Below are 20580 nucleotides of genomic sequence, written 5' to 3' on the forward strand. Positions count from 1 at the left end.
GCCAGCGGAGTGGTAATCTGTAAAGATGAAGCCGAATGGGAACAACTGTTCCAGTTTGCCAATGCAATGGGAATCGAAATTATTACCTGCGAGCCTGAATACAAACACCTGAAGTATGTTGACGAACTGGCCAACAAATACAAGGTTGATGTGGCGATTCACAACCATCCGAAACCATCGAATTACTGGAAACCCGAGATGTTTCTGGAGGCTGTTGAAGGCTTGAGCGATCGCATTGGCGCCTGTGCCGATGTTGGTCACTGGAAGCGCATGGGTGTTGATCCGGTGGAAGGTCTGAAACAATACGGAAGCCGTTTGAAATCGCTTCACTTTAAAGATGTGAAGGAGAAAGAAGAAGGCGAAGCAGAACAACACGATGTAATTTGGGGACGCGGTGTGTGCGATGTTGAAGGCATGTTAAAACAACTGGACCGCCAGGGATTCAAAGGCCTTTTCTCGATCGAGTACGAATACAACTGGGACAATTCGGTGCCGGATATCAAGCAAAACATCGCTTACTTTAACCAGGTAGTTGATGGATTGTAGAAAAGAGCTAAGTTGGGGGAGGATGAGGTGCTTGCTGCTGGGGCTGGCTTTATGTGCCGGGCTGCTTGCAAGAGCCACTGAACCCCTTTACCCACAAGATACAAAACAAGATGCAATCCGGATATTGAGCTACAATATCCGGATTGCTCATCCTCCTTCGGGAGGTTGGGACCTGATTGATTTGCCCGCTATAGGAGAGGCAATTAAGCGCATAAAACCCGATTTGGTGGCCCTGCAGGAAGTGGATGTATTTACCGAACGCTCGGGGAAAACCGTTCATCAGGCGAAAGAACTGGCAAAAATGACGGGGATGAATTATTTCTTTGCCAAGGCAGTCGACCGTTCGGGTGGCGACTATGGTGTGGCCGTGCTTTCACGCTTCCCGATTGTGGAGGCTCAGGGATATCGCCTGCCTGTTCGCGATAGCATCAAATCTGAAATCAGGGCATTGGCCTTGGTAAAAGTACAATTGCCTGACGGAAATATAATGGCTTTTGGATCGGCGCATCTCGATCACCTGTCAGATGACGACCGCTTGCTTCAGGTAAAAACCATGATCGATGTAATAGAGGCTTATCAACAATATCCGTTGGTTATTGGTGCGGATCTTAATATGAAACCTGACAATCCGGTGATGAGTAATTTGAAAGAATCTCTTATTTTCGGCTGCGAAAATTGTCCGTTAACTTTTCCTGCAGATAAGCCGGATCGGACACTGGACTACATCCTGTTGAACGAACAGGCAAATAAGCAGTTTGGAATTCAGGATTATCAGACAGTAAATGAAACGTATGCTTCGGATCATCTGCCTCTCGAAGCAATTTTGAAAAAGAACTAGTTGTTCGTTTTTTAGGGCAGAGTAAAACTTATTTTTCCTTTTGGTTGGAGGACCATTATGGATACAGGGTTGAAACATAGAACGAAACTCCGTGTATTTGGGAAATTGTTTTCTGAAAGGCGTCTGCTTTTGCTTGCCTCCGGTATTTTCTTTGCGCTTTACGGTTTATTACTGACATACTGTATCCCTTATCATTTGTGGCATTCAGAACAAACTCAGCTTTTTTCTTTTAATGCCGATTATCTGGCTGGTTTTCTGGGGCGCCCGGGAAAACCGCTTGAATATGCCGGTTCTTTTCTGGTGCAGTTTTTTTATTATCCCCGGTTTGGGGCCCTGCTTCTTACTGCAGTCGGAGTTCTGTTGTTTATCCTGATCCGAAGCAATCTGAAAAAACTAAACGTTCATGGATTGTTCTGGTCCTTTTTGCCTGTCCTTGGCTTATTGATGCTTCAAACCAACCTGCATTATTCGCCGGTTTATTCATTTCACTTGATTGTGGTTTTGCTTGGCTTTCGCCTTTATTTAGAGGTGGAGAACAAATGGTGGCGTTTGGCAGGGTTTGCCTTCGGCTGGCCATTACTGTTTTGGTTGGCTGGGGCTTATGCGTTTGTCTTCCTGATCTTATGTCTGTTAGTTACATTGAACGAGGTCCGGAAATTGTCCGATATATTGCTCCCTTTGGGTTACTGTTTGCTTGGCTTTGCTTGGTTGGCAGTAGGCTATTGGGGCGTTTTTCAGTTACCCCGCGATGTGTTTCTGGGCTATCCTTTTATTCAGATGGATCAATCGCTTTATCGCTGGGGGCTTGTGAACTTACTTTATTTGCCGGCTCTGTTGATTGTGGCCTGGCTTTTTCCTCTTCAAATACGTAAAGCCTGGTCGGGCTGGAATTTCAAAACGATTGGATTGACAGTTGTTCTGTTGAGCGTTGGCTTTTGGGGTGTTTATGATTACGGATTAAACAAAAAGCAGGAGTTGATTCTGAAAATGGATTACTACGTACAGCACGAGCAATGGGAAAAGGTGCTTGAGCTGGGCAAAAGCTACCCGGGAGTCAATCAGCTGGTTATATATTACTCCAATCTCGCACTGGCCAAACAAGGGCTCTTGACGGAGAAGCTTTTTGAGTATCCGCAAATTGGGAGCAAAGGACTTCGCCTGCGTTGGGAGCGAAACCGGCTGGCCTCTCTTTTGGGAGGAGAAGTGTTTTATCAGCTTCATTACTACAACGAGGCATTTCGCTGGGCTTTTGAATCATCCGTATCGCATGGGCTGAACCCGCGGGCAGTAAAACGAATGGCCCAAACCAGCCTGGCAAACGGACACCTGGAGTTGGCAAAAAAATACGTGTTACTGTTGGAGGAAACCCTTTTCTACAAGGATTGGGCTTTCCGGTTTCGTGAGCAGATGGAGCAGGCTGCTTCGGCTCCCGAGTTGAAAACTGTTAACCATCCTTTTCAGGTGCACACGGATTTTACATCCGATATTCGAGGTTTTGATTTGAAAGTGGAGGAACTGTTGCAAAATTGCCCGGAGAATCAGGCTGCTTTTGATTATTATACGGCCAGTTTGTTGTTGGATAAGAAGTTGGAGGAACTGACAGACCTTGTGTTGAATAATCCGGATCGTTTTGCTGGGCCTCTTCATGGTCCGTTGGCCGAAGCCGTGCTTTTGTATCAAAAACTGAGCGGAAAACCGCTGGATGAAATTCAGGTGGAGCCTGCTGTTTATCATCGGTTCGAGGAGTTTGCACGGGCTTTAAGCCGGAATCGGGGTAGTCAGGCTGCTTATCAGCTAGAAGCTGCCTTTGGCACTACATTTTGGTATTACTTTTATTTTTATTGAAATGGGAAAGGGTGAAAGATACATTCTATTTGGGGTAGTTTGGGGGTTGATGATTTTACTCTTTAGCGCCTGCCAGCAACAGTTGCCAAAGGCAGATCTTCAGCTTGATCGTCTTCCGCAATTATTTCCTGATTATGCGGAGTTAACCATTCCTGAAAATATTGCGCCACTCAATTTCCAAGTTCAAGAAGACTATGACCAATTTATAGCTTGCTTTTTTGTTGAAAAGGAATTGCTGTTTTCCGTTCATTCAAATTCAGGAAAGATTGAATTGGGTATGAAGCAGTGGAAGCTGCTTACGGCAAAAAGTACAGGAGGCAAATATTCGGTTGAAATACTGGCTCAGAAAGATGGAACTTGGGCGCGTTTTCAACGGTTTGAAAACCGGGTGGTTGCGGATCGGATCGATTCGTACCTGGTTTATCGGCTGATTGAACCTGGATTTGAAACCTGGAAAAGCATGGGGATCTACCAGCGTTGCCTCGAAAATTTTGAGGAAAGCCCGGTTGTTACGAACGAGGTAAACCACGGTGGCTGTGTCAATTGCCATTCTTTTCGGATGAACGATCCGGACAATATGCTTTTTCACATGCGTGGCGGGTCGGGAGCAGGAACCGTTTTCTGGCAGGAACAGCAACTCTCGAAGGTGGAGACAAAAACGGCAGAAACGCTGTCATCAGCAGTTTACCCGGCCCGGCATCCAAGTGGTGATTTTGTTGCATTCTCGGTCAATAATATTGTACAAAGCTTTCATGCGCTGCCCGACAAACAAGTAGAGGTGTTGGATACATTGTCAGATTTGGTTTTGTACGATACCCGAAATCAGGTAATCAGTCAGCCAAAACAGCTGGCTACCAAAGCGCTTTTGGAAACCTTCCCCACCTGGGCTCCGGACGGAAAGACTTTGTTTTATTGTGCCGCAAAAGCGTTGCCCCCCGATCAATACGATGAAATCCGATACGATTTGTACCAGGTGGCTTTTGATCCGCAAAGCAGGCAGTTTGGACAGCCTGAGCTTGTTGTGAATGCTGCCGATAGTGGGAAAAGCATTTCTTTTCCGCGTGTATCACCGGAGGGACGTTACCTGGTTTATTGCCAGTCGGATTATGGAAACTTCTCGATCTGGCATCGCGAAAGTGATTTAATGTTATTGGATCTGGCAGCCATGGAAATCAGTCGTCCGGTGGTGAATAGCGATCAGGCTGACAGTTATCATTCCTGGTCTTCAACCGGTCGCTGGATGGTTTTTAGCAGCCGCCGCCAGGACGGGCTTTACACACGTTCGTACATTGCCTATTTTGACACTTCAGGGAAGTTTCACAAGCCATTTTTGCTTCCTTTTAAGGATCCGCTTTTTAGTCAGAAATTCACCAAAGCATTCAATGTTCCGGAGCTGGTGAAATCGAAAGTACTGCTTGACCCGAGGAGTTTTGAGCGGATTCGGGATAAAGAGGCTATGCCGGCGCTTTTTCGGTAGTACAGCCAACTAACGGAAAACTCAACCTTATCAATAAGCTAATAACTAAACAAATGAGACTAAACTTACAAAAACGGCAGGAGGGAAGCAGACCCGGTTTCCTGTTATTTTCACAGGGCAACTTCAATTGCCGGTTTGTTTAGTCGGATTGATGTAAAATGAAGGACCATAAGCCAGTAATTTCGATTGATTATAATGCCGTAAAGAGCTTGAAATCGGGAGATGTGAAATCGTTTGATCACTTGTTTCGAAAGTATTCGCAACGATTGTACAAATTCTCCATGAGCTACCTGAAATCTGAAGAAGAAGCGCGGGAAATTGTGCAGGACGTGTTTCTGTACATTTGGGAGTCGCGCGAAAATCTGAAACCGGAATGTTCGTTCAATGCCTATCTTTTTACCATTGCATACAGCCGGGTGAAAAAGTTCTTTCTTCGAAAACTACGTGATAACCATGCGCGGGACGAACTGATTTATTCCTTGCTGAAGCAGGAAAACAACCTGGACCGCGTGGTGGATTTCCGCTCTTTGCTGGAAAAGGTTGAACAAATAATTCTGCAATTTCCCGAACGTCGTCAACAAATTTTTTTGAAGCGAAAATACGAAGGCTGGCCGGTAAAACAGATTGCCGAAGAATTTGGTATTTCGCCAAATACTGTTGAAAATCACTTAACTGCGGCGATGAAAAACCTACGGGAAGAACTACGGCGCAACAACATTTCAGAACTTCTTTTTTGGATGTTTTTCTCACCAGCCGACCAATAGCGGAATGCTCAAAAAAAAATATTTCTTTTTTTTCAATTTCCGGATAGTGGAAAAATCAAGTTAAAGGATATAACGTACAAGAATGGATACAAAACAGGATAAAATAGCACGGTTTAAGACGGGGCGGTTTTCATTTAACGATTACCTGTCAGTGGCTTCCTATTTTAAAAATGAATCGTTGGACGAGGAATTAAAGCAAATGCTGAAAAAGGATTGGGATAAAGCGGGAGGAGAAGGAATGTCGGAGGAGGAACTGGAGCTCTTGCTGGATCAGTTGCATCTGCAGATTGGAAAAGAAGAACCGTCAGCAAGCAGTGACCGGAGCAGGTTTCAGTTACGGTTTGCAAGAGTGGCAGTATGGCTTCTGCTGCCGGCTTTGCTGTTTGGTGCCACCCTGGCTTATTTCGGAATTAAATTCTACGGACATACCGACGCCTGGGCCGAAATTCATTCTCCGATTGGGGCCCGAACCAAGTTTCATTTGCCTGATGGTACGGAAGGTTGGTTGAATGGCGGTGCGGTGGTAAAGTATCCGCTTGATTTTAAAAAGAGGGAAGTGGAAGTGTCGGGTGAAGTCTGGTTTGACGTAGTCCATAACAAACGGAAAAAGTTTCGGGTGAAAACGCCGTTTCTGGATGTTGATGTCTTGGGAACCCGGTTCAATGTGGTGGCTTATGAAAACGAGGACATCGCCGAAGTAATTCTGGAACAGGGACGGGTCAACGTTTCTTGCCAGGCCACCAATGAAGAGCTTACTCTGCAGCCCGATGAACAACTGATCTACTGCAAAGAAAACCGGAGAATGGAGAAAAGACACATCGACTCGAAAGCTTATACCAGTTGGAAAGACGGGTTGCTGATTTTTCGGAATGTTCCGATGGCAGAACTGGCCAAACGACTGGAGCGAAAATACAACTCTGAAATTATTTTGCACGGCGACGAGCTGAAAGCCTTGATTTTTAGGGCAACATTCGAGGATGAAAGTCTGGAAAAAATATGTTCGATGCTGGCCTCGGTAGCACCCATTCGGTACGAGGTGCACAAAAGAACAAGCCACCAGGATGGAACATTTGACCGCGAACGGGTTGAGATATGGTTAAAAGAATAAAAGTTATAAATCAATAAAAAACAAACAGATTGCCAATGAAGTAGATCCAAAATGACAACAGGGCGGTATTCCCGTACCAGCCCTGTCTTGATGTAGAATTAATTATGCTAGGAATTAAATCCACCAATGAACAAATTTATGAAAAAAAAACACAATCTCAGGTCATGGTTGTGCCATGGTTTGATAGAACTGATTAAAATGATGCGATTCACTATTATTCTTGTGATTGTCTCTATCTCCCAGGCTTTTGCTGTAAGCTCGTATTCACAGCAGGCAAAGCTCTCGCTCGATATGAACAATGCCACGCTGGAGGAGGTGATTGACGAGATTGAAAAGAGGTCGGAATTCTTTTTTCTTTACAACAAAAACATGGTTGATGTTGATCAAACGGTCAACATTAAAGTGAAAGAAAAGAAGGTTGATGACGTATTGAAGGCGATTTTGCGGGGAACTGGTGTGGCCTACTCCATTAACGACCGTCAGATTTTTCTGTTTAAAGGCGATTCTTTGGAAGAAAATGGAAATTTGGCTGATCAGTCGTCCGGAGAAGTGAAGGGAAAAGTTGTTGATGCTCAAGGTGCTCCACTTCCGGGAGTTACGGTGGTTGTAGCCGGAACCACCAACGGAACGGTAACCAATGAAACAGGGCAGTTCCGACTGAATAATATTCCGGCGGATGCCGTTCTTGTTTTTTCATTCATCGGGATGGAAACGCAGGAAGTTGCAGTAAAAGGAAAAAAAGAACTGCATGTGGTTCTAAAGGATATGGCCATTGGAGTGGACGAAGTGGTAGTTATTGGTTACGGCTCGGTAAGCAAACGTGACTTAACCGGTTCGGTTTCTTCTTTGAAAAGCGAAGACTTGATGCAAACCAACCCACAGGGAATCAACCAGGCACTTCAGGGCCGGCTGGCAGGTGTTCAGGTGCAGCAGGCTGACGGTGCTCCCGGGGCGGGAATCAATATCTTAATTCGTGGTGCCAACTCTTTTACTACCAGTAACGAACCGTTGTACATTGTTGACGGGGTTCCATTTGAAGCAGGAGAAGCTCCGGCACCGGGAACTTTTGGCGACAAACAGCGCAACAACCCGCTAAGTTTGATCAACCCCAACGATATTCAATCGATCGAAGTATTAAAAGATGCATCGGCAACAGCTATTTATGGCTCCCGCGCTGCCAACGGAGTTGTTATTATCACTACCAAAGGGCAGGGAGTAGCGAAAGCAAAAGTTACTTTCAGTTCAAATTTTGGCGTATCCAATGTGATCAGTAAAATTGATGTGTTGGATGCCGCTACTTATGCCGAATACCGGAATGAGCAGGTAATCAATGGTTATACCTACGATGGCAAAGAATATGTTGGCGACGACTTCCTTCCTTTCCCGGTAAACGGGCGTTGGTCGTACAGCAAAGAAACCGATCCTGAAACCGGTTTGGAAATGATTGTTGACAGCACTTACTACCCGGGGCCGAATGATTTCCGGAATGGGTATGAAGGCGGCGGTACCGACTGGCAGGATCAGATTTTTCAAACTGCGGCTACCCAGGAATACAACCTGAGTTTCTCGGAAGGAAATGAAAAAGGACATTACCTGTTTTCAGCCGGTATGCTGGATCAGGAAGGGGTAATTGTAAACTCTTTCTACAAACGTTACACGGTTCGTTCCAATATCACCAAAAAGATCTCAAAGTGGATCGAGGTTGGAAATAACCTGAGCATTACGAAATCGACCAACCGTTTGGCACGTACCAACAGTGAAAACTACGGGGTAATTCCGTCGTCCATTTCGTTCAATCCAACCCGCCCTGTTTTCGACCCCGATCGTGACTCTGGCTACACCGAAGATACTTCGTCGGGGTTGGCCAACCCTTACTTGTATACCCGTACGGCTAAAAACATAGTGGGAGCGCTTAATATTTTCAACTCGGCTTTTGCTGAAATTACGTTTACTGACTTTCTGAAATTCAGACAAAACCTGGGCTACGGGAACAACAAGAATACCCGAAACGAATATTACAACCGCTGGGTAGCCGAGGGTTTGGCTCCTAAAAACGGTTACGGACGCCAGGCTGATAACTTTTATGAAAGCACAACCCTGGAATCGATTCTGAAATTCAACAAAGAGTTGAACGAAAATCACCGGATTGATGCAGTACTTGCCTGGACCTACGAAAACGTGAACTGGGGTGGTAAAACAATGAGCGCTACCGGATTTCCGAATGATTTGACAGAGGAAAACGACATGGGAGCAGCGCTTCACCAGGAAACCAACACCAGTACCCGCGGAGAAAGTTCACTGATGTCTTACCTCGGCAGGGTAAACTACTCCTTGTTAGACAGGTACCTGTTTACTGTGTCTTACCGTCGTGATGGTTCGAGTCGTTTCTCGGAGGAAAACCGATGGTCCGATTTTTCTTCGGTGGCTTTTGCATGGCGTTTATCTGACGAAAACTTTATCAAAAGCCTGGGGATTTTTGATGACCTGAAACTGCGCGCCAGTTACGGACAAACCGGAAACCAGGGGATCAGTGCCTACGCTACCCGTTCCCGGATGGTGGCATTGAACTATCCGTACGATGGCCGGCTGGCCAGTGGTTATGCCGAATCGCGCTGGGGAGGTCCTGCCAACCCAAATCTGAAATGGGAAACAACCACGCAGAGCAACCTCGGTCTGGATATTACCATGCTTAATAAACGCGTGAACCTGAACGTTGACCTGTACCATAAAAAAACGGTGGATCTGCTGCAGAACCGCTTTATTCCGGCAAGTACCGGGTTTTCAACACTGGCGTCGAACTATGGCGAAGTGGAAAACAAAGGTTTGGAACTGGCCGGAAGCGTGTACATCTTTTCGCAACGAAACTTCAGCTGGAAAGTGGATGCCAATGCTTCGTTTAACAAAAATAAAGTGGATGGCCTGGAAGCCGATCAGTTCTCTGACGTTGCCTGGGGAATGGAAAGTATGTTCCTGCGGAGAAACGGCGAGCCAATTGGTTTGATCTATGGCTACCGGGAAGACGGCTTTTACGACAGTGAAGCTGAAGTGCGTGCCGATCCTCAGTTTAAGGACGAAACAGATTCCCGCATTCGAAGCATGATTGGACAGGTGAAATACATGGACACCAACAACGACAAAATAGTGGATGACCGGGATAAAGAGATTATTGGAAACACCAATCCAAAAATTCTGTACGGACTTACCAACACGGTTACCTGGAAAGACTTTACAATGAGCTTCTTTTTACAGGGAACTTACGGAAACGATATCCTGAACGTTAACATAAAGCGCTACAGCTTGTCGGGCTTTAGTAACATGCCGCACTTTATTTACGATAACCGCTGGACTCCTGAAAACCGGGAAGGCGCAACAGCTCCACGCCCCGACGGAACGTTTACGCGAAGCATGAAAGCATCTGACAGGTATGTGGAAGACGGTTCTTACCTGCGTCTTAAAAACCTGAACTTTAGTTATCTCTTCCGTAATCCTGCCCCCTGGATTCAGTCGTTGCAACTAAACGCAAGTGTGAACAACCTTTTCACCATTACCAAATACCGCTGGTACGACCCGGATGTGAACACTTTCGGAGGCGATGTTTCGAGAAGGGGAGTTGATATGGCTTCGTACCCGAGTGCACGGACAATAACATTTGGCTTTAAAATGGAATTTTAACCCATTAAAACCTTGACATTATGAATCGACATATAAAATATCTGGCAACCCTTGTAATTGGGCTTTTCCTGGCTTCATGTGCTGATTTGCTGGAAGAAAAGACCTATACTTTTATTGCAGGCGAAGACCTGGTTAACAACAACAATTACGATCAACTGGTGACGGGGGCATTCAACTCGCTGAATTACGGTTTTGAATGGGGAAACTACCATACGGTAGTTAACTTCGATTGCGACTATCAAAGTGGGCCGGCGTGGGCTTTTGGTACACTTGGTGCCGGAAACTTTTACGAGCACGGATCGGTGATCAACTTTTACAACTACTACTACATCACCATTCACCGGGCGAACTACCACAAATCGCTGATCGCCAAAATGAGTATTCCTGATAAAGTGAAAGCAAATGCCATGGGCGAATTGGCGTTTCTTAAAGCATGGAGTTATTTCAACCTGGTTCAGTTTTTTGGCGATTTGTGTTTGTACAAAGAATCGATTGCTGAAGGTGCCGACCTTTACAAACCGCGTTCGCCCATCAAAGAAGTGTACGAACACATTATTGAAGAACTCAAGTTTGCCGAAGAAGCGATGTACTCCACGCAGGATCCCGAATACAAAATCGGTCATGTTTCGCGGGGAGCTGCAAAAGCTTTGCTGGCAAAGGTATATGCAACCATTGGTTCGGCTTCAATGGCTTCTGGAAATATCTCAGTAATGGGCGGCCCCGGTCATTTTTACAATGAAAACGGAGCCAAACAGTTTATCCCTGTTCCGCAAAAACTTACGTTCCAGAAAACGCAGGTGGCGGGCTACGAAGATTTCAATTCGGCAGAGTATTACAAACTGGCGATGGACAAGGCCATGGAAGTTATTCAATCCAACGATTTTATGCTGTATCCTTCGCAGGAGGAGTTGTGGTCGGTGGCAAGCCGGAACCGGGGCGAATTTATCTTTACGCTTCAAACAACACCGGGAAGCACCGAAACCAGCAACTATGTGGCAACCGACTATTCGGGTTACTTTAAAGAAACAGGAGTCATGTCGTCGGGCTATTATGTGCAGCGCGATCACTGGTATCAGCTGTTCGAAGAGAACGATGGCCGGGTGAAATGGGGAGTTGTTCACCGGGTGCCGGTGTCAACGAATTCTGCAGGGAAACTGGTTTATTCGTATTACCCGGCCAAGGATAGCGCAAAAGTGCGTTTAGGTTTGGATGGATACGACCCGTCGGACATCCTCTATTACAGCGCACACTTGTACGGATCGAAACTGAAGAAATTCTACCAGGTAACAGTACCGCTGGATGGTCAGCGAACCGACTTCAATTTCCCGTTCTTGCGTTATGCCGAGGTAATTTTGTTGTATGCCGAAGCTGCCAACGAAGTAAACGGAGGACCAACTCCTGAAGCAATTACCCAGGTGGAAAAACTGAATTTCAGGAACAACAGCACGCCGGTCGGAGAAATTGGGGAAACCCGGGCCTGGACCCAGGAGTCATTCCGCTCGTATATCTTGGAAGAACGTGTGAAAGAGTTTGCAGCAGAAGGAATCCGGAAGTTTGACCTGTTACGCTGGGGAATTTACCTGCAAACCATGAATGCCATTGATGTGGACGAGAAAGATGTCATCAAAAGAAGACAAAAAAGGCACTTGCTGCTTCCACTTCCGGCCAATGAGATCAACACCAACCCGTTTATCGAAACAAATAACCCGGGGTGGTAAGCCATTCATTTCACTATAAAAACATGAATCATGAATAAATTATTGACAACCATATATTTCAAAGGCCTTGTTATCGGGTGTTGCGTGCTGCTGGTTTTAGCTTGTCAGGATGATGAGCTGGTGCCCGAAGCGCCGGTATTTTCAAAAATAACATCGCTTTACGCCCTCGATTCGGTAATTGCTTCCGGTGAGATGGGAGACTGGATTGCGATCCAGGGAAAGAACATTGAAAAAGCAACCGAAATTTACTTTAACGATGTTGCGGTAGCGATTGAAGAGGTGTATTACGAAGAGGATGTGTTGTACCTTCAGGTACCGATTGCCATGCCATCTGAAATTACGAATAAGGTGAAAGTGACCACAGAAGGTGGTTCTTTCGACTTCGACTTTACGGTAAATATTCCGGCCATCAAATTAACCGGAATGTTCAACGAGTATACAGCTCCGGGCGACACGATGAAGATTTACGGAGAGTTTTTCAATCTGTACGAAGTGGACTCGTTAAACACCGTTGTAGTTTTTGAAGGAAAAGAGCAGCCGGTTATTCAGGTGGGTAGCAACTTTATAACAGTCGCCGTTCCTGCTGATGCCAACGAAAATATCAAAATTGAACTGGTCAATAAAAAGTACAATGCCAGGGCTGTTTGTCCGGGGTATTACCGCGACCGCCAAAACCTGGTAACCAATTTTGATGATGTGCCCTACAAGGGAACAAGCGGTGTAGCTTATGTCGGAAGTTGGGAGAACCCGGAACCTGTTGATGGTAACTATTCGTTGCTTACGGTTGGAAGCGAAGGTAGCGGGTGGTCGTACCTGATAGGAGCTGCGTTTCCATACACTGCTGATATGAAAGATAATCCGGATAAGTATGAAGTAAAATTTGAGTTGAACATGATTCTTCCGATTATGAATACCCACTTTTATCTTTACAATTACTGGAACCATACCCCGGCTAAGATAACGCCGGCCGACCTGGTAGTACAAAGTTTAGGAGTGTGGCAAACCATTCGTTTCCCGCTTGAACGCGTAATTCCGGTTGATTTTGCCGGGAACAAGGACTACATTGGCTCCTTTAATATCCGGATTGAATCGCCTGCTGGTGAACCGCTGAAGATGGGATGGGACAATTTCAGGGTGACACTGAAAGAGTAGAAATTAAAAGCGATTGAATATAAACTTTTGGAGTGAAAGGCTTTACCACACAAATGCAGTTTATGGCAGGTCGGCGGTAAAGTGTTTCACTCCTTGAAATTTTGAAAAACAACTATGAAAATGTTAGACAAGTTCTTTAGGAAAGGAAAAATATTAACTGCTGTTCTTCTTTTTACATGCATTGGCGTAAGCGCATCGGCCGGACCAGGTCTGAAGTTTAAGGATAAAAAATTCAAGATCATTCAGTTTACCGACCTGCATTATGTGCATTCAGATAAGCACAAGGCCCGGAACGATAGTACCATCGAATTGATGCGGCTTTTGATTGAAGAAGAAAAGCCTGATTTGGTTGTTTTTACCGGCGATGTGGTGGTATCTTCTCCGGCGGTTGCGGGCTGGGACCGCGTAACCCAACCAATGACCGAACTACAGGTTCCGTTTGCCGTTAACTTTGGAAACCATGATACCGAAACGGATCTGAAAACCAGCGAGATTCTGGAGCATCTGAGCAAAAATCCGATGAGTGTAACCAGCAACCAGATCGAGGGAGTTTCAGGACAGGGAAATTGTTCTTTGCCCATTCGTTCATCCAACGGAGACCAGGACGAAATGGTGGTTTATTTGTTTGACTCAAAGGCTTATTCTGAGCACGGAAAAGTAAGTGGTTACGGATGGGTGAAACACGACCAGATTGACTGGTACCGTAAAACAAGCAGGGAGTTTACCGAAAAAAACAAACGCGTACTTCCGGCGTTGGCATTTTTCCACATTCCACTGCCCGAATATGCGGTGGTACGCGAGCAGGAAGGTACTTTGGGAAACAATACTGAAAAGGTTCATGCTGCCAGCATAAATACAGGTTTGTTATCTGCTTTTGTGGAAATGAATGATGTAAAAGGGGTTTTTGTCGGACATGATCATAACAATGATTATATCGGAGGTTTATTTGGAGTTGCTCTTGCCTACGGGAGGAAAACAGGTTACGTTCCGGCTTATACCGAGATACTGGATCGCGGAGCCAGAGTGATTGAGCTGACGGAAGGAGCTACTTCTTTTAATACCTATATCCGTACTCGTTCCGAAAAGCTATTCGAGTACACTTTTCCTTATTAACCAAAGTTGCGTGCGAAGGGTAGGACAGGGATCGTTGGAAGAAGGCACATTAATTCAGGAAAAGGAGAGTAAATGAATAATTTACCTTAAAATATAAGAAATGAAAATGTTACGTGTGGGTATTGCCGGATTGTTGCTGGCAGCTATTGGCTGTAGTTCACCCTCAGCCGAGTCTCCGTCGGGAGGCAACAAAAGTTCAACGTTTAAATTGAGTAAAGCCGAACTCCAGGATAAAATAAAAGGAGGATGGGCAGGCCAGGTTATTGGCTGTTCGTATGGCGGGCCGACTGAGTTTAAATGGTTGGGTTCCATGATTAATGATCAGGTTCCGATTGCCTGGGACGAACACCAAATGACCATGTGGTACGACGAGTTTCCTGGTTTGTACGACGACGTGTATATGGATCTGACGTTTGTGTCGGTATTTGAAGAACACGGCATTGATGCTCCCGACTCTCTGCACGCAATGGCTTTTGCTACGGCAGATTACATGCTTTGGCATGCCAACCAGGCTGCCCGTTACAACATTCTCCAGGGAATTATGCCTCCGGCTTCGGGGCATTACCTGAACAACCCGCATGCCGATGACATTGATTTTCAGATTGAAGCTGATTTTGCAGGGCTGATGTCACCCGGAATGATCAATGCTTCTTCTGAAATTTGCGACCGCATTGGGCACATCATGAATTATGGTGATGGCTGGTACGGCGGCGTTTTTGTGGCCGGCATGTATACACAGGCTTTTATTTCCGACGATATTCAGTTTGTAGTTAACGAGGCGTTAAAAACTCTACCGAAGGAAAGCCGGTTTTACCAGTTGATTGCCGATGTGATCAAGTGGCACAAAGAATTCCCGGACGACTGGAAAAGAAACTGGTTTGAAATCCAGCGCAAATGGTCGTTCGAAAAAGGATGTCCTGACGGTGTGTTCAAAGCGTTTAATATTGACGCGAGCCTTAACGCTGCCTACATTGTGTTGGGTTTGCTTTACGGTGACGGCGATTATGGAAAAACCATTGACATCAGTACCCGTGCGGGGCAGGATTCGGATTGTAATCCGTCGAATGCTGCCGGAATTTTAGGCACGATGATCGGATTCAGCAATATTCCCGATTACTGGACACAAGGCCTGGACCGCGTGGAAGACCGGAATTTCAGTTATACCGATCTGGCGCTGAGCGATGTATACTATCTGGGGTACAAGCATGCTTTGCAAATGATTGAACGCGGAGGCGGACAAGTAACCAATGACTCGGTGGTGATTGCATACCAGGAAGTTGAGCCGGTTCGTTTGGAGCAATCTTTTGATGGATTATATCCGCGCGAGCGTGTTGAACACCAGTGGCCGCTTGCTGAGAAACAAATCACACATGCCGAAAAGAATTACCAGATTGATTTTAAAGGTGCCGGGATTGTTTTGACCGGTTATGCACAGCGAACCAATGGTGCCTTGCCCGAAAAGGATTTAAAAGTAAATGTTTTGCTGAATGGCGAACAAATAGATGTGCTTACACTGCCAACTGAAGTAGCTATGCGAAAAACAGATGTTTACTGGAATTACGAACTTCCGGAAGGCGATGTTCAGTTGGAGTTGGTTGCTGCCGACGTGCCTGAAGGATACAGGGTTACAATTACTTCAGCCCTTATTTATGATAAAGAAAAGTAAGGTTAGTTAGAGGCTTATGGTGACAGGGCGGGTAGACCGAAAGGCTATTCGCCTTGTTTTTTTGAATAAGCTTGTGCACCGGAGAGTAAACGAATCGCGAACGTTTTTTGCCTTTGGGTTGTTAATGGTAGGTAATAACAGAAAAAGGAATGCAGCATGGCAAAGCTATTTTTATTAAAACCCGGTTTTACCGATAAAGCCCTTGGCGAAGATACCTTGTATTATTGTCCGTATTCGGCACAAATTCTGGGCGTGTTGAACTATTATCCGCGCTTGTATGACGAGTTGGAAGTTATTTTTATTGATTTCGAACGGCCAAGAAAAGGGCTGGTGGAATTGGTGGGCGAAGCCAACCAGGGATGCCCCAACCTGGTAATTCCCAAAGAGGATGTAACGACTGACGATGATCTAAGCTATTTTGATTCGTATGACGGCAATTACTTTGTAAATTCAGTGGAGTTGATTGCCCGTTATTTGTCTGAAAAGCACACAATCGGGGCACCTCACTAAAAAACAAAGCCAACCCGGTATCTTCCCGGATTGGCTTTTCTGATTCAATATTTTAAATGAACTACCCCGCTGCAAGCAGGCGGGGTATCAAAGGCATGATATTTCTTAATTCGCCCCAAGGGGCGGGGAATAAAACCCATTAGATCCCGATTGCGGTGCATCGGGATCCCCGCCTGCCGGACGGGCAGGAGTTCGACTTCATAATTTCAGTTCACTAGCGCTCCTGAAATCAGAGTCTCACTGATTTATCTGAAGCTACTTTTATTTTCGTCGTCCCCGCGCTTCCAGTAGCGGAATCAGCTTTTCTGGCTCATCGGTCTGGATGATGTTGGCGCCTTTGTCCAGCAGGTTCGCAAGAGCCTGGTCGGATTCGCCTGCATTGATCAGACGGTCCTGATCGCCGAGGGCATTGATCCAGATCCGGGCATTTTTTCCTTTTATCAGCTGAGTTAGTTCGTTGGTATAAAACGAATCGTCGATATGAACCACTGGGGCATCAAAAATCATTAGTGCGGTATCAGCCATTCCAAACGAGCGTGCGCGTGGCATAACATTGGCGGTCGGAAAATAAGCCTGTACCTCTTTCAAAATCTCAAAATCACTGTCGAAAAAGATCACCTGGTTTAGCGTGCCGGTCTTTTGCAGCACGTCAAAAACGGGTTTCAGGTTCGATGTTTTCAGATCGATGTCGATCATTGCTTTCCCTTTAACCCGGTTCAGGGCTTCTTCAAAAGTGGCCAGCTCCAGATCGGTTACTGTTCCGTCGGGCATTTTTAGTCTGAACTTTTGAAGCTCCGCCCACGAATAACTTTCGGGGTCACCCGTTCCGGTGGTCGTGCGATCGATGGTTCGGTCGTGGTTCAGAATCACAACGCTGTCGGAGGTCACTTTTACATCCAGTTCAATAATGTCAACCCCGATATTAATGGCATGTTCGATGGCCGGAATGGAGTTTTCGACATAACCGTTGTGGCCTGCGCGGTGTGCCGCTACCATAACGTAATCTGATTGGGCATTGTGAAATTCCTCCAGAATCCGGTCGATGGTGCGCTCTTCCCGGCACGAAACCAAAAGAAGTAGGGCGAAGAGAATCGTAAAGGATTGAAAAAGCGACTTTGTTTTCATGTGTTTGTGTTACTTACTTTTGCTGCTTAAACCGTTTCATGATTTCGGTCCAGTTGGTGAGCTCGATGTTGTTATCGGTAAAAAATTGTTTTACAACGGGGTCTGAAAACATCTCGGCTTCCCAGCCACGCTGCTGCCACGAATTGGTAATGGTTTTCATGTTGTCGGTAACAATCGACGGATGAAAAATGATTTCGGTAAGCCCCGGTTTCAGCGATTGCACCAGCTTGAAAAAGTTCTCGCGTTTCTCTTCGTATGTTTTTCCTGAAGGCACACTTGAGAAGTTATCGAGCTTGGGCAAACGGTATTCTTTGAGGATGTCGATTACGTCATCGGTAATCGGGTAGCCTGCCTTTTTGTAATAAGCTACCACCTCCGGATCCGACAAATCGATTGCGTTGGCCGGAATACCATATTCTTCCGCAACTTTCATAAAAACGCGCACATATTCGGCCGATCCGTACAAAGTTCCCATGTGCGTGTCGATGTGCGAGGGACGGTGGCCGAGTTCAATCATTTTGTCGATTTGGGCCCGGATTTCGATCTCCACTTCGTTGGCCGAAGCATGCGCAACCACGTCCCGAACTTCGGGCCACAATTTTCCCTGGGGATCAATCAGGCCCGGAACCTTTTCCGCTTGGGTGAGTGGCCCCCAGCGGTACGTTTTCCATTCTGATGTTAAGGTCAGGTGAACGCCAATATCGGCTTGCGGGTGTGTTTTGGCCCACTCTGCCATTTCTTCTGCATCAGGGCAAGGCATCATTACGGCGGCAGAAGTAATGTCGCCTTTTAACACATACGCCTGAACCGCGATGTTGGCTTCTTCACACATTCCGGCGTCGTCACAATGGAGCAGCAGTACTTTCTTGCCTTTTGGGAAACCCAGTTTTTCTGCATTGGTGGTTTTTTCCTGTGCCTGTGCATTTTCAAAACCCCAAAAAGCGAAAAACAAAAAACTACATACAAAAATAACGCTCGTGTTTTTGTATGGGGTAAATACCTGTTTCATATTTTAGTTTTTTGATTATCAGTTGTTATTTTTCAAAAAATAAAAGTGTCCGTCTTCAGCACCTATCAGCAGATCGGGAACTCCGTTTTTGTCCCAGTCAACAATAGTGGGCGATGTTGAATGACCAGCCAGCCGGGTTTTGCTGAGTGGCCCCATATCCTCCAAAATAACAAGCCCGTTTTTTTCGCCTTTGTTCCGAAGTAAGTTGACGTTCTCGGTGTTTACCAGAATGTCCGGTCTTCCGTCGCGGTCCCAGTCCACAATGCATATTTTCCGCCGTCCGGAACCACCTGCATTTTTGGTGTTCAGACGGAGCAATCCGTTGGCGTCGTTTTCAAATTTATCGGAAAAACCCCTGGCACTTTCACCGGTGAAAATGCGCTGGCCGGGTTTGAGTTTCAGTACCCCGTTTTCGCGGTATCTCTCCCAAAACGACAGGTAGCCTTCGTGGTCGAGCATGATCAGATCCATGAGCCCGTCGTTGTTCCAGTCGTATCCCAGCGGGGTTGTACGCCACTGCGTAACCAGGTTCTTTCCTTCCGGATTCCACCAGTTCCAGGCTGGTTTCGGATTTTTTCCTTCCCATTCCACTTCAACGGGTTTTGCTGCCGCCAGTTTCGGACGGCCTTTTTTCCCAATGTTTTCCAGCCATTCAATTTTTCCCCAGATGGAATTGTAAACAATGTCATTCAAACCGTCACCGTTCCAGTCGACCACCGAGAGGGTGGTGTAGCCCCATTTGCGTTCGGCAGGTCCCTGGATCGATCCGTTTTCTCCCGCCAGGATCATAATGCTTTCTCCGCCGGCTTCCAGGTAAACAGGTTTTGCCCATTTGGGAAAATTGCTGTTACCTACATTTTCAATAAAACCAATGTGTCCGGCTGTATTTCCGCAAATTAGGTCTTCGTCGCCATCGTCGTCCCAATCTACGGAGTAGGGAGTAACCAGTGCGCCAAATTTCAAATACCGGGCTTCCTGCTGCAAATATTCAGGTGATTGGAAAATGATCCCGTCTTTGTTTTTCTTACCGGTATTTTTCATGAAAACCACGCGGCCGTCTTCAATCCCCACAATCAGGTCAACGTGGCCGTCATCGTCCCAGTCGGCAGATGAGGGAACAACCATTTCAAGGTCGAGGTGCAGCACTTCACCGTTAATTTTTATGAATGTACCTTTTGCGTATTCGGGAGCTCGCCGGGTCCCGATGTTTTCAATCCAGGTGAGGCGGTCCACAAATTCACTGATGATGATATCCAGGTCGCCATCGCCGTCAAAATCCTCAAAAACGGCACCCGAAATTCCAAAGTTATCAATCTCTTCACCACCGGCTTTTAATGCCACCGGCTGGCTGTAAACACCCGGCGACGTTTGTTCCACCCAGTAAATCCGTGCATGAAGCGGCCCGTTGGTCCATTCGCCTTTTTCGTTAAACGCGTTGTCCCAGCCGTATTCGCTCCAATCGTCGATGGCAATCGCGATGTCGAGGTCTCCGTCACCGTCGTAGTCCACTTGCCGCCACAAATTAAAACGCGCTTTTTTTAGCAATGGCTGGTAAAAATCTTTGGTAAACAAGGTGTCGGGCTCCGCAAAAAAGGAGGTAAAGAAATAGGGGTAGACAATCCCCGGTGTCATTACAATATATTCTCCGTTGACATAGGTAATTTGCAGGTTTCTCTGGCTTTCGGCCAGTTTTACCGGCGCTTTCATCACCGGGTTTTTCCCGCCACCGGCGTTTTCAAACAACCAAAGTCCGTTAAACGGTTTGTCGGGGCAGTTCACCAGCAAATCCAGGTCCCCGTCCTTGTCGTAGTCAACCGGAAAAGGCCAGGCCCAAAGTCCCACGCCCAGATCGGAATGCATTCCCGGCTGGTTGTACTGAATACGCACCAGATCGCCGGAGTTTGTATTCTGCGCCATGCCGGCATGGAAAAAGAGAACACTAAAAATCAGCACTAAATAACTACGTCGGGTTTGCATTTCTTTTGGTTTAAAAATTTCACTGCCGTCTGGCTTTTTTCTGAAAATCAGTTTTGATAA

The 20580-nt window shown here is 46.2% G+C and carries 15 protein-coding genes; 12 read left to right on the forward strand and 3 right to left on the reverse strand.

Annotated elements, in window-relative coordinates; genetic code table 11:
* The 12 genes from D1614_RS16065 to D1614_RS16120 all read left to right on the forward strand — a co-directional run.
* The coding region (locus tag D1614_RS16065; protein ID WP_147384270.1) for a sugar phosphate isomerase/epimerase family protein at positions 1–546 on the forward strand (546 nt) is incomplete at its 5' end.
* The gene (locus D1614_RS16070) at positions 536–1384 is read left to right on the forward strand and encodes an endonuclease/exonuclease/phosphatase family protein (RefSeq protein ID WP_119438991.1); all 849 of its coding nucleotides are present in this window, start codon (positions 536–538) and stop codon (positions 1382–1384) included. The genes D1614_RS16065 and D1614_RS16070, both read left to right, overlap by 11 nt.
* Before the next feature lie 69 nt (positions 1385–1453).
* A complete protein-coding gene (locus D1614_RS16075) occupies positions 1454–3229 on the forward strand; it encodes a DUF6057 family protein (protein ID WP_147384272.1) in 1776 nt (591 codons plus the stop codon).
* Between the two features lie 277 nt (positions 3230–3506).
* Positions 3507–4706 carry a TolB family protein gene (locus D1614_RS16080; protein ID WP_206610049.1) on the forward strand — a complete coding sequence of 400 codons (1200 nt, stop codon included), beginning with the start codon at positions 3507–3509 and terminating at the stop codon, positions 4704–4706.
* Positions 4707–4864: 158 nt separating this feature from the next.
* Positions 4865–5470, forward strand: a complete 606-nt coding sequence (locus D1614_RS16085) for an RNA polymerase sigma factor (protein ID WP_119438994.1) — start codon at positions 4865–4867, stop codon at positions 5468–5470.
* An 82-nt stretch (positions 5471–5552) separates the two neighbouring features.
* A complete protein-coding gene (locus D1614_RS16090) occupies positions 5553–6578 on the forward strand; it encodes a FecR family protein (protein ID WP_119438995.1) in 1026 nt (341 codons plus the stop codon).
* Positions 6579–6776: 198 nt separating this feature from the next.
* Positions 6777–10250: a TonB-dependent receptor gene (locus D1614_RS16095; protein WP_241558124.1), complete on the forward strand. Its 3474-nt coding sequence runs from the start codon at positions 6777–6779 to the stop codon at positions 10248–10250.
* Between the two features lie 20 nt (positions 10251–10270).
* A complete protein-coding gene (locus D1614_RS16100) occupies positions 10271–11968 on the forward strand; it encodes a RagB/SusD family nutrient uptake outer membrane protein (protein WP_119438997.1) in 1698 nt (565 codons plus the stop codon).
* A gap of 30 nt (positions 11969–11998) precedes the next feature.
* Positions 11999–13120, forward strand: coding sequence for a glycan-binding surface protein (locus D1614_RS16105; RefSeq protein WP_119438998.1), 1122 nt, complete (start codon positions 11999–12001; stop codon positions 13118–13120).
* Between the two features lie 120 nt (positions 13121–13240).
* Positions 13241–14233 (forward strand): metallophosphoesterase family protein, encoded by a 993-nt coding sequence (locus tag D1614_RS16110; protein WP_162304530.1) that lies wholly within the window; start codon positions 13241–13243, stop codon positions 14231–14233.
* A gap of 100 nt (positions 14234–14333) precedes the next feature.
* Positions 14334–15899, forward strand: a complete 1566-nt coding sequence (locus tag D1614_RS16115; RefSeq protein WP_119439000.1) for an ADP-ribosylglycohydrolase family protein — start codon at positions 14334–14336, stop codon at positions 15897–15899.
* 156 nt (positions 15900–16055) lie between these two features.
* Positions 16056–16409, forward strand: coding sequence for a DUF3088 family protein (locus D1614_RS16120; protein ID WP_119439001.1), 354 nt, complete (start codon positions 16056–16058; stop codon positions 16407–16409).
* Positions 16410–16670: 261 nt separating this feature from the next.
* Here D1614_RS16120 and D1614_RS16125 read toward each other — a convergent pair whose 3' ends face one another.
* Genes D1614_RS16125 through D1614_RS16135 form a run of 3 tightly spaced genes read right to left on the reverse strand, consistent with a single transcriptional unit; the run spans position 16671 to position 20520 of the window.
* Positions 16671–17534: a glycerophosphodiester phosphodiesterase family protein gene (locus tag D1614_RS16125; RefSeq protein WP_119439002.1), complete on the reverse strand. Its 864-nt coding sequence runs from the start codon at positions 17532–17534 to the stop codon at positions 16671–16673.
* A 13-nt stretch (positions 17535–17547) separates the two neighbouring features.
* On the reverse strand, positions 17548–18543 hold the full coding sequence (locus D1614_RS16130; RefSeq protein WP_119439003.1) for a polysaccharide deacetylase family protein: 996 nt from the start codon (positions 18541–18543) through the stop codon (positions 17548–17550).
* 18 nt (positions 18544–18561) lie between these two features.
* Positions 18562–20520, reverse strand: a complete 1959-nt coding sequence (locus D1614_RS16135) for an FG-GAP repeat domain-containing protein (protein WP_119439112.1) — start codon at positions 20518–20520, stop codon at positions 18562–18564.
* Positions 20521–20580: the final 60 nt, after the last annotated feature.

It is taken from the genome of Maribellus luteus (assembly GCF_003576475.1).
Taxonomy (GTDB): Bacteria; Bacteroidota; Bacteroidia; order Bacteroidales; family Prolixibacteraceae; genus Draconibacterium; species Draconibacterium luteum.

Coding starts and splice junctions, on each gene's coding strand:
- D1614_RS16070 (WP_119438991.1), top strand. CDS start 536: ATGGATTGTAGAAAAGAGCTAAGTTGGGGGAGGATGAGGTGCTTGCTG.
- D1614_RS16080 (WP_206610049.1), top strand. CDS start 3,507: ATGAAGCAGTGGAAGCTGCTTACGGCAAAAAGTACAGGAGGCAAATAT.
- D1614_RS16085 (WP_119438994.1), top strand. CDS start 4,865: ATGAAGGACCATAAGCCAGTAATTTCGATTGATTATAATGCCGTAAAG.
- D1614_RS16090 (WP_119438995.1), top strand. CDS start 5,553: ATGGATACAAAACAGGATAAAATAGCACGGTTTAAGACGGGGCGGTTT.
- D1614_RS16095 (WP_241558124.1), top strand. CDS start 6,777: ATGATGCGATTCACTATTATTCTTGTGATTGTCTCTATCTCCCAGGCT.
- D1614_RS16100 (WP_119438997.1), top strand. CDS start 10,271: ATGAATCGACATATAAAATATCTGGCAACCCTTGTAATTGGGCTTTTC.
- D1614_RS16105 (WP_119438998.1), top strand. CDS start 11,999: ATGAATAAATTATTGACAACCATATATTTCAAAGGCCTTGTTATCGGG.
- D1614_RS16110 (WP_162304530.1), top strand. CDS start 13,241: ATGTTAGACAAGTTCTTTAGGAAAGGAAAAATATTAACTGCTGTTCTT.
- D1614_RS16115 (WP_119439000.1), top strand. CDS start 14,334: ATGAAAATGTTACGTGTGGGTATTGCCGGATTGTTGCTGGCAGCTATT.
- D1614_RS16120 (WP_119439001.1), top strand. CDS start 16,056: ATGGCAAAGCTATTTTTATTAAAACCCGGTTTTACCGATAAAGCCCTT.
- D1614_RS16125 (WP_119439002.1), bottom strand. CDS start 17,534: ATGAAAACAAAGTCGCTTTTTCAATCCTTTACGATTCTCTTCGCCCTA.
- D1614_RS16130 (WP_119439003.1), bottom strand. CDS start 18,543: ATGAAACAGGTATTTACCCCATACAAAAACACGAGCGTTATTTTTGTA.
- D1614_RS16135 (WP_119439112.1), bottom strand. CDS start 20,520: ATGCAAACCCGACGTAGTTATTTAGTGCTGATTTTTAGTGTTCTCTTT.